This is a genomic window from Pseudomonas sp. GCM10022186 (genome assembly GCF_042656385.1).
Classification (GTDB): Bacteria; Pseudomonadota; Gammaproteobacteria; order Pseudomonadales; family Pseudomonadaceae; genus Metapseudomonas.
In genome coordinates this window covers 1-10,167 of record NZ_JBHSOU010000021.1, presented here as the reverse complement: position 1 = coordinate 10,167, position 10,167 = coordinate 1, and the positions used below count along the sequence as shown (strand labels likewise).

General features: G+C 65.6%; 6 protein-coding genes. 2 read left to right on the top strand and 4 right to left on the bottom strand.

Features of this window, described 5'->3' with window-relative positions; all coding sequences use genetic code 11:
* Positions 1–91 precede the first annotated feature (91 nt).
* The 4 genes from ACFPU0_RS10800 to ACFPU0_RS10785 form a co-directional block, all read right to left on the bottom strand.
* Positions 92–2,602: a LuxR C-terminal-related transcriptional regulator gene (locus ACFPU0_RS10800; protein ID WP_377692965.1), complete on the bottom strand. Its 2,511-nt coding sequence runs from the start codon at positions 2,600–2,602 to the stop codon at positions 92–94.
* 159 nt (positions 2,603–2,761) lie between these two features.
* Positions 2,762–4,132: a DUF1329 domain-containing protein gene (locus tag ACFPU0_RS10795; protein WP_377692963.1), complete on the bottom strand. Its 1,371-nt coding sequence runs from the start codon at positions 4,130–4,132 to the stop codon at positions 2,762–2,764.
* 16 nt (positions 4,133–4,148) lie between these two features.
* A complete protein-coding gene (locus tag ACFPU0_RS10790) occupies positions 4,149–5,915 on the bottom strand; it encodes a DUF1302 domain-containing protein (protein ID WP_377692962.1) in 1,767 nt (588 codons plus the stop codon).
* Positions 5,916–6,110: 195 nt separating this feature from the next.
* Positions 6,111–7,019, bottom strand: a complete 909-nt coding sequence (locus ACFPU0_RS10785) for a LysR family transcriptional regulator (protein WP_377692960.1) — start codon at positions 7,017–7,019, stop codon at positions 6,111–6,113.
* 193 nt (positions 7,020–7,212) lie between these two features.
* Between ACFPU0_RS10785 and ACFPU0_RS10780 the strand changes: the two genes are divergently transcribed.
* Both ACFPU0_RS10780 and ACFPU0_RS10775 read left to right on the top strand, forming a co-directional pair.
* Positions 7,213–8,394, top strand: a complete 1,182-nt coding sequence (locus ACFPU0_RS10780; protein WP_377692958.1) for an acyl-CoA dehydrogenase — start codon at positions 7,213–7,215, stop codon at positions 8,392–8,394.
* Between the two features lie 128 nt (positions 8,395–8,522).
* The gene (locus ACFPU0_RS10775; protein WP_377692957.1) at positions 8,523–9,746 is read left to right on the top strand and encodes a CaiB/BaiF CoA transferase family protein; all 1,224 of its coding nucleotides are present in this window, start codon (positions 8,523–8,525) and stop codon (positions 9,744–9,746) included.
* The last annotated feature ends 421 nt before the right edge of the window (positions 9,747–10,167 follow it).

Below are 10,167 nucleotides of genomic sequence, written 5' to 3'. Positions count from 1 at the left end.
AGGAGCGAATTTCTGCGGGCGCTTTCGGGGGGGGGGGGGCCAGGCGAAATGTCCGCAGGGTGGATGCGAGGAGCGCTACACGCTGGTGGGGCTAGACCAATAATCCCAGCGTCTTGGCACGCATGACCGCCTGGGTGCGGCGCTTCACGCCGAGCTTGCTGTTGATCTTCTTGGTGTGGGTTTTCACCGTGTTCACCGAGATGAACAGATAGCCGCCGATCTCCTGGTTGGAGAAGCCCTCGGCCAGCAGTTGCAATACCGCACGCTCGCGCTGGCTGAGCAGGCTTGCCTGGTCGTTCTCGGCGGCACCTGCGCCGTCGCCGCGCGGCGCGTCGCGCAGCAGGCCATGCATCCCCAGGCGTTCGGCCTGTTCCAGGGCCTGGCGTTGCAACTGTCCGGCTTCGGCACGGCCTAGGGCGCGCCAGGTGGCCGCCAACGCCAGGCGCACCTCGCAGCCCAAGGGGACGAACTGCAGGTTCTGGCATTGCTCCAGGAGCGTCTGGAGCAGGGCCTCGGCCTGCTCGGCGGCGCCGGTTTCCAGTTGCGAGCGGGCCAGCAGCAGCTGGTTGCGCAGGGGCAGGGTCGGGTAGTCCAGCGGCGCCATCCAGGCGCGTTCGCCAACGAAGTAGCGCTGGATACGCAGGGCCACCGGCTCGATCCGTTCCCAGCGACACTGGCGCGCCAGTACGCGCATGCCCTGCAGGTTCAGCACGCCGCTGTAGGCGTAGCGCCAGACCTGGCGGCAGTGCATTTGCCGCTCGGCCTCGCGCAGCTCCTGGAAGGCCTGGTCGAACTGGCCGCGGCGGGCGTGCAGCTCCGCCAGGCCAAGGAACCCGTGGAGGGCGAAGGGGTCCTGGCAGCCCTGGGCCTGCTCCAGGCCGGCGTGCAGGGCGCATTCGGCGGCATCCAGGCGATCGCCGATCAGATGCAGTTCAGCCTGGATCAGGTGCAGGCGGCCGAGCATCAGGCTGTCTTCCTGCTTGCGCTGGCCGATCAGGGCGAAGCTTTGCTCCAGCAGTGTCTGGGCCCGGCCGAACTCGCCGCGCAGCAGAAGCAGGCGAATGCGGTCGAGGTTGATCAGCACCTCGAACAGCAGGCTGCCGTGGCGGCGGGCGATTTCCAGGGCCTTGTGCAAATGCGCCGGCGCCTCTTCGGGCGCGCCGCTGGCCATGGCCACCCGCGCCAGGGTGGAGTAGCAGAACAGGATGGGCATCCAGTCGTGCTCGGGCAGGTGCTCCAGGGCTTCGCGGCAATCCCGTTGGGCGCCGGCCACGGATTGGCTGCGCAGCGCCGCGAGCACTCCGTTGAGGGCCTGCCAGTTGGCCAGCAGCTTGCGGTTGCGCAGGGCGCTTGGCTGCGGCAGGAAGTGACCGAGCTTGGCGATGCAGGCTTCGGCCTCGTCCAGGCGCCAGGAAATCAGCAGCCCCCAGGCGTTCAGGCTGAGCAGGCGCGGGGTGCTTTCCAGCAGGGCGGCGGGCAGGCGGGCACGCCAGGCCAGGAGATGGGCCAGATGCTGTTCGCCGGTCAACCATTCCTGGCCGAGGCGTTCCAGGTAGTTGGCGGCGGCTTCCAGCTGGCCGGCGCAGAGGGCCTGCTCGATGGCGTCTTCCACCTGGCCGGCGGCGATGAACATGCGACAGGCGCTGAGGTGCAGGTGGGTGGCGGCCGCCTCGCTGATGCGGTGGCGCAGCGCGCGCGCCACGGCGGGCAGCACGCGGTACCAGGTGCCGTGCTCGTCCAGCGGCATGCAGAAGGCCTGCCGCGCCAGCAGGCGCTCGAAGAGCGCGGCACCGTCGCTGTCCTCCCAGAGATGCTGGCAGAGGCTGGCGGACACCTTGGGCAGGTGCGCGAGGGCGAACAGGCAGTTCGCCTCGTCCGGGCCGAGCCGGCTCAGCAACTCGTGGTCCAGGTACTCCTTCAGCCAGCAGTGGTTGCCGTTGGTGCTCGCCGGCGCCTTGCCGGAGAGTTGCAGGCGCACGCCGGCACACCAACCCTCGGTTTCCTGCCAGAGCTCCTCGCGCAGGACGGCGCTGGTTTGCGGCGCCAGTTGGTCCACCAGACGTTCGTGCTCCTCACGGTCGAGGGCCAGCTGGATGGCGTCCAGTTCCAGCAGTTCGCCGGCCAGGAGCAGGCGTGGCAGGTTCCAGGCCGGGCGCTGGCGTACGCTGACCAGCAGGCAGAGTCCGGGCAGGGCGCGGGTCAGCAACTGGTCGATGCAGTCGTCGAGGCCGGCAGGCGGGTGGTCGGGATAATCGTCCAGCACCAGCCAGACCTGCTCGCCGCGATGGGCCAGCAGGTGCTGCAGGGCCTGGGCCGCGGGTAGCGCTGGGACGGCCTCGCCCAGTTCGGCGACGAGTTGGGCGAGCAGCTGGTCCGCTGTCAGCGGTTGACCCGCGAGGTTGAGCCAGATGACCAGGCCGGGCTCGGCCTGGGCGCGAAGGAATTCGTTGAGCAGCACGCTCTTGCCGAAACCGGCCGGGGCGCAGAGCAGGCGCAGCCGTGCATCCTCGGCGGCGAGGCGTTCGACCAGCTGCGGGCGTGGTACGTGTGCCGGAGGCAGGCGAGGCAGGAGGGCATGCAATGTCTGGCCGGGACGGGGCATGGGGCGGTTCTCGCGGAGTTGTTGTTATGGATGAACCGGAGCCTCGCAGACTAGATGGCCCAGAGGTGGGCTTGAAGCAGCATGGACAGCGCTGATGGGGCACCATAAGGCGTGGGCGGAGGTAAATGGGCGCCCCGCCGATGGGGCGCCCGGAGGGGGTCAGCGGATACCCGCGTTGCGCAGGGCGGCCGGGGTGTAGTCGGCGCCGTTGGCGGCGAAGCCGAACTCGATGCCGTGCTTCTCTTCGTTCTTCATCCCCAGGGCGATGTAGCGCCCGGCGATGAGGTCGTAGAGGGCCTCCACCGCGTAGGAGCTGACCTGGCGCTGGTAGTGGTAGCTGGCATGGCCTTCGCCGACGCGCCAGAGCTGGCCGCGGCCGTCGTAGTGGTCGGCATAGGCGATTTGCCAGCTGTCCTCGTCGATGAAGTAGTGGCGCTTGGCATAGATGTGGCGCTCGCCCGGCTTGAGGGTGGCGACCACTTCCCAGACCCGGTGCAGCTCGTAGCGGGTCAGGTCCTGGTTCAGGTGGCCGGGCTGGATGATGTCCTTGTACTTGAGCGCGGGCGATTCCAGCTTGTAGCTGTTGTAGGGGATGTACATCTCCTTCTTGCCCACCAGCTTCCAGTCGTAACGGTCCGGGGCGCCGGAGAACATGTCGAAGTTGTCGGAGGTGCGCATGCCGTCGGCGGCGGTTCCGGGGCCGTCGTAGGCCACCTGGGGCGCGCGGCGCACGCGGCGCTGGCCGGCGTTGTAGAGCCAGGCCAGGCGCGGCTCCTTCACCTGGTCGATGGTTTCGTGGACCAGCAGCACGTTGCCGGCCAGGCGCGAGGGCGCCAGCACCCGCTGCTTGAAGTAGAGCAGCACGTTGGCCGACTTTTCCTTGTCCAGCTGGTTCATGTCCGCCGGGAAGGCGACTTCGTCTTCGAACTGCACCGGCGTGAAGGAGCCGTTGGTCTGTGGCGTGGCCTGGACCACCAGGCGCCGGGCGTTGCCGCCGCGGTAGCGGGTGACGTGGTTCCACAGTACCTGGACGCCGTCCTTGGGGATCGGGAAGGCGTAGTAGTGGCTCTCGGCGAAGTTGGACAGGCCGTTTCCGCCGTCCACCGGCTGGGTATTGAGGGCGCTCTGCTTCGCCGCGTCGTAGATGGCCTGGGGCGCTGCGGCGCTGCGGTGGCTGGGGTAGACGGGGATCTTGTAGGTGCTGGCGTAGCGCTTGAACATCGCCAGCTGGCCGGGAGACAGCTTGTCCTTGTATTGCTCGACGTTGGCGGCGGTGATGGTGAACAGCGGCTGTTCGTTGGCGTAGGGGTTGCCGAGGAAGCCATTGGAGTCGATCACCGCGGCATTGGTTGGCAGGCCGCCGGTCCAGGCCGGGATGCTGCCGTCGGCGTTGCCGACCTTCTCCGCCCCCAGCGGGGTGAGGTTGGTGCCGAGCTGGGCCGCTTCTTCCTGGGTGGCGGCGGCCATGACGTTGGCGGACAGCAGGCTGAGGGCCAGGGCGCCGCATTGCAGGATGCTTCTCTTGGTCATTTGGGAGTCCCTGTGGTCAGAAGTTGAGGCCGAAGCTGAGGGCGACGAAGTCGCGGTCAGTGGTCGGGTTGAAATGGCCGCCGAAGAAGTCCGTGTAGCTCAGGCTGGCGGTGTAGGTGTTCTGGTACTCGGCGTTGAGACCCAGGCTGATGGCCTTGGAGCCTTCGTTGAAGTTCGGGCCATAGCCGTCCACGTCGTGGGACCAGGCGATGCTCGGGGTCAGGTTGATACCGGCGAAGACGTTGCTGTAGTCCAGGCTGGCGCGGGCGCGGTAACCCCAGGAGCTGCTGGTGTAGAAGCCGTTGTCGTTGCACTCGCGCTGGGCCGGGCTGGCGGCGGTGAGCGTCAGGCAGACGGCCTGGGCGGAGAGCTGGCCGGGGCCGTAGATGGGGTCGCGGCCGAAGCGCAGTTCGCCGATATCGTCATCCAGGCCGCCGATGTGGTTGTAGCCCACTTCGCCCACCAGGGTCAGGCGGCTTGCGCCCCAGATCTGGTCGATGAAATGGGTGGCGGTGACCTGGGCCTGGGTGACCGGCTTGCGCTCATAGCCATGCAGGTCTTCGCCGGCGCGGTTGCGCGCGTGGCCGCTCTCGAAGATCGGCACGTTGGGGATGCCCAGGGCGGCGAAGGACAGGTCGGTGCTGTTGAGCTGCAGCGGCATGTTCGGCCGGAAGCTGACCTCGCCCGCCACCGAGGTGCCCTCGATGTTGGTCTGGAAGCTCAGGCCGTAGAGGCGGATGTCTTCCGGGTACTCGATGAAGTAGCGCGCGCCTGGGGCTCCCGGGATGATCAGCGCGCTCGGGGTGGTGGTGCGGATGGTGCTGAAGATCGGGCCACGGCTGTGGTAATTCATCGCGTAGGCACCGAGCTCGGTGTCGTTGAGCTCGGGCACGAACCAGCGCAGGGCCACGCCGAACTGGCCACTGTCACGGGCGTCGCGGTCGCCGGCACGCGGAATGTAGAGCGTGCCGCCGGTGTTGGTGGACACGCCGGGCGGCAGGTCCGGACCGTTGACCACGAGGCGGTCGACGCAACCATCGGCCACCACGTCCGAGGTGGAGAAGAAGGTGCCGCAGTTGTCGACGACGGTCTGGTCCCACTCCAGCTGGTAGAAGGCTTCGGCCGAGAGGTTGTCGGTCAGGCTCTGGGACAGGTAGATCAGGTTCACCGGGATCAGGCCTTCCTTGATCTCCGCGCCTGGACGGCGGAAGGCCGCCACGTCGATCGGGTTGATCGAGTTGATGCTGTTGCCGATGAAGGTGCTCTCGCCCCAGCTCACCACCTGCTTGCCGATGCGGAAGCTGCCCGGCAGGTCCCCCAGGTTGTAGTTGTGGTAAAGGAAGGCATCGAGCAACTGGGCGCCGGAGGAGCGGGCGCCTTCCTTGCGGTTGTGGTCGTCGATGTCATAGAAGAGCCGGTGCTCGTCCTTCAGCTCGAAGTCGTACCAGTACTTGCCGCGCAGGAAGACGCCGGTGTCACCGTATTTCAGTTCCAGGTCGTGGATGCCCTTGAAGATCTTCGAGAAGGTCTCGCCTTTCTTGAAGTTCAGGCGACCGTCATCGGAGGTCCGCGACAGCGCCTCGCCGCCACTGGCGGTGGAGATGAATTCCGGGTCGGCTGAGCGTACGGCCCAGCTGGCGCCGATCGAGAGGGAGGAGTCGAACTGGGCTTCGATCTCGCCGATGTTGAACGTGATGGCAGAGGCCTGGGCGCTGCAACCCAGGGCGACGGCGGCGGCCAGCGTGTGCGGCCGGAAGATTCCGCGCATTGTTCTTGTTGTCATGCGGCTCTCCAGAGCGGGTCTTGGGAGGCCTCATGCTAATCAGCCGCAACCGCCCCCATAACTGCCTGAATGGGCGATTTCACCTATCACCCGAGTGGGTGATGGGGGCGCCGGAAAGACGCTTAGACGAGGGCTTGCGCTGCGACCGTGCGGGGCGCGCGCCGGGGATTGCTACCTGGCGTTACAACGGGGGCGTCAGTCCAGGCCTGCTTCGCTCCGATAGCGGCGGGCGGCCTCCACCAGCCAGTCGCGGAAGGCACCGAGGGCGGCGGACTCGAGCTTGCGCTCGGGAATGATCAGGTAATAGGCCTTGTCGCTGCGGAAACTGTGGGGGTGGGCGACCACCAGGTGGCCGTCGGCCAGTTCGCGCTGGATAAGGAAGGGCGGGATCAGCGCCACGCCCATTTCGTGCATGGCGGCCTGGGCCAGCATGGAGAACAGCTCGTAGCGCGGCCCGCTGAGGTCGCGTGCGACGTTCATTCCCAGTGAGCTGAACCACTGGCGCCAGGCATAGGGCCGGGTGGTCTGCTGCAGCAGGGGCAGCCGGGCGATGGTCTCGGCATCCAGGCCGCTGCGCCCTTCCAGCAACGCCGGGCTGCACACCGGCACCGAGTTTTCATGCATCAGGAAGTCGGCTCGGGTACCGGACCACTCGGCGTCGCCGAAGTAGAGGGCTGCGTCGAAGTCGGTATCGGCGAAGAGGAAGGGCCGGGTGCGGTTGGTCAGGTTGACCGTGACTTCCGGGTGCAGGCGCTGGAAGTCCTTCAGCCTGGGCAGCAGCCACCGGGTGCCGAAGGTGGGCACTATGGCCAGTTCCACCGTCATCGCCCCCTGCTGGCCCATCACCGCAAGTGTGTCGCGCTCCACGGCGTCGAGTTGGGCGGCAATACGCCGGGAATAGGCCAGCCCGGCCTCGGTGAGTTTTACCCCGCGCCGCGAGCGACGGAACAGCTCCAGCCCGAGGAACTCCTCCAGTCCGGCGATCTGCCGGCAGATGGCGCTCTGGGTGAGCGCCAGTTCCTCGGCCGCCTTGGTGAAACTCTGGTGGCGGGCGGCGGACTCGAAGGCGACCAGGGCGGCAGTGCTGGGGATCTTCCGACGCATGCTGTACCTCGGCCTCACAACAAATGGCGCTAAAAGGGGCTGTTTGGCTCTACGGAGTGAGAAATTAGCACAACAACATGCGAAATCCTCGTTTGTCCGATTCGGCCTAGGCTGTCTAGGATGATCCAACACTAATAAGGCAGGGTCCCCAGATGGCCCGGCTCCCCGAACTCCGCTTATCGAGGACACTCCCATGGCTGCCAAAGCAAGCTTCAACTGGATCGACCCGCTGCTGCTGGACCAGCAACTCACCGAAGAAGAGCGCATGGTGCGTGACAGCGCCCAGCAGTTCGCCCAGGACAAGCTGGCCCCGCGCGTCCTCGAAGCCTTCCGCCACGAGCAGACCGACCCGGCGATCTTCCGCGAAATGGGCGAAGTGGGCCTGCTGGGCGCCACCATTCCCGCCGAGTACGGCGGCAGCGGCCTCAACTACGTGTGCTACGGCCTGATCGCCCGCGAGGTGGAGCGCGTCGACTCCGGCTACCGCTCGATGATGAGCGTGCAGTCGTCCCTGGTGATGGTGCCGATCAACGAGTTCGGCAGCGAGGCGCAGAAGCAGAAGTACCTGCCCAAGCTGGCCAGCGGCGAGTGGATCGGCTGCTTCGGCCTGACCGAGCCGAACCACGGTTCCGACCCGGGCTCGATGATCACCCGCGCGAAGAAGGTCGACGGCGGCTACCGCCTGACCGGCGCCAAGATGTGGATCACCAACAGCCCGATCGCCGATGTCTTCGTGGTCTGGGCCAAGGATGATGCCGGCGAGATCCGCGGCTTCATTCTCGAGAAGGGCTGGCAGGGCCTGTCCGCGCCGGTCATCCACGGCAAGGTCGGCCTGCGTGCCTCGATCACCGGCGAGATCGTGATGGACAACGTGTTCGTCCCGGAAGAAAACGCCTTCCCCGAGGTGCGCGGCCTGCGCGGCCCCTTCACCTGCCTGAACTCCGCCCGCTACGGCATTTCCTGGGGCGCCCTGGGCGCCGCCGAGGCCTGCTGGCACACCGCGCGCCAGTACGTGCTGGACCGCCAGCAGTTCGGCCGTCCGCTGGCCGCCAACCAACTGATCCAGAAGAAGCTGGCCGACATGCAGACCGAGATCACCCTGGCCCTGCAAGGCTGCCTGCGCCTGGGCCGGATGAAGGACGAAGGCACCGCGGCGGTGGAAATCACCTCGATCATGAAGCGCAACTCCTGCGGCAAGGCCCTGGATATCGCCCGCCTGGCCCGCGACATGCTGGGCGGCAACGGCATTTCCGACGAGTTCGGCGTGGCCCGCCACCTGGTCAACCTGGAAGTGGTGAACACCTACGAAGGGACCCACGACGTCCACGCGCTGATCCTGGGTCGCGCCCAGACCGGTATCCAGGCGTTCTTCTGATCAGCATGAGCTGGAAGCCGAAAGCTTGAAGCTGGAAGAGTAGGAGCCAACGCTCTTCTAGCTTCTAGCTTCTAGCTTCTAGCTTCTAGCTTCTAGCTTCTAGCTTCTAGCTTCTCGACGAGGTTTCTATGGCTGGCGCGCTCTCCCATATCCGTGTGCTCGATCTCTCCCGTGTACTGGCTGGCCCCTGGTCCGGCCAGATCCTCGCGGACCTGGGGGCCGAGGTCATCAAGGTCGAACGACCAGGCTCCGGCGACGACACCCGCGCCTGGGGGCCTCCTTTCCTCAAGGGCACCGATGGTCGCGATACCAGCGAGGCGGCCTATTTCCTCTCGGCCAACCGCAACAAGCAGTCGGTGACCATCGACTTCACCCGTCCCGAAGGCCAGAAGCTGGTCCGCGAGCTGGCGGCGAAGTCCGACATCCTCATCGAGAACTTCAAGGTGGGCGGCCTGGCCACCTATGGGCTGGACTATGAGTCGCTGAAGGCCATCAACCCGCGCCTCATCTATTGCTCCATTACCGGCTTCGGCCAGTTCGGCCCCTATGCCAAACGGGCCGGCTACGACTTCATGATCCAGGGGCTGGGCGGGCTGATGAGCATCACCGGCCGCTCCGACCAGGAAGAGGGCGCCGGGCCGGTCAAGGTGGGTGTGGCGCTGACCGACATCCTTACCGGGCTGTATTCCTCAGTCGCCATGCTGGCCGCGCTGGCCTCGCGGGAGATCACTGGCAAGGGACAGCATATCGACATGGCGCTGCTCGACGTGCAGGTCGCCTGTCTGGCCAACCAGGCAATGAACTACCTGACCACGGGTAATCCGCCGCACCGTCTGGGTAACGCCCATCCGAACATAGTGCCGTACCAGGATTTCCCCACAGCGGATGGCGATTTCATCCTCACCGTGGGTAATGACAGTCAGTTCCGCAAGTTTTGCGAGGTCGCCGGTCATCGGGAGTGGGCGGACGACCCGCGTTTTTCAACCAACAAGGCGCGAGTGGCTCATCGCGCCGAGCTGATACCGCTGATTCGCCAGGCCACCGTCTTCAAGACCTCGGCCGAATGGGTGAGTGCGCTGGAAGAAGTCGGCGTGCCCTGCGGGCCCATCAATGACCTGGCGGCGGTCTTCGCCGATCCCCAGGTACAGGCGCGGGGGCTGCGGGTCGAACTGGAACATCCCCTGGCCGGGGTAGTGCCGCAGGTGGCCAGCCCACTGCGCTTTTCCGATACGCCGGTGGAGTACCGCATGCCGCCGCCGCTTCTCGGCGAACATACCCGGGAAGTGCTCCAGCGCGTATTGGGTCTTGCTGGCGAGCAGGTGGATGCATTGCGCAAGGCGGAAGTTATCTAGCCCTCTTCTTATATATAGGTGCAAAGAGTCATTTGAAGATAATTTCAAAAAGGGGGTTTACAGCCTTCCCGGCTCATGTAGAATGCGCGCCTCGCTGACGGGGACCGAGGTTCTCGAAGGCGGTAAGCTGTTGAAATGAAAAGAAATTTTCAAAATACAGCTTGACGGCAAGGCGGGGTGATGTAGAATGCGCCCCTCGCTGAAGCGACCAGGTCGCAGAAGCAGCAAGCAGTTGAGTAGAAAAGAAAATTTCGAAAAACAGCTTGACAGCAAGAAGGGCTGCGGTAGAATGCGCGGCCTCGGTTGAGACGAAAGAATTGATCGAAACGCTCTTTAACAACTGAATCAAGCAATTCGTGTGGGTGCTTGTGAGGTAAGTCTGGTAGTCGACTGATTATCAGCATCACAAGTAACACTCGTG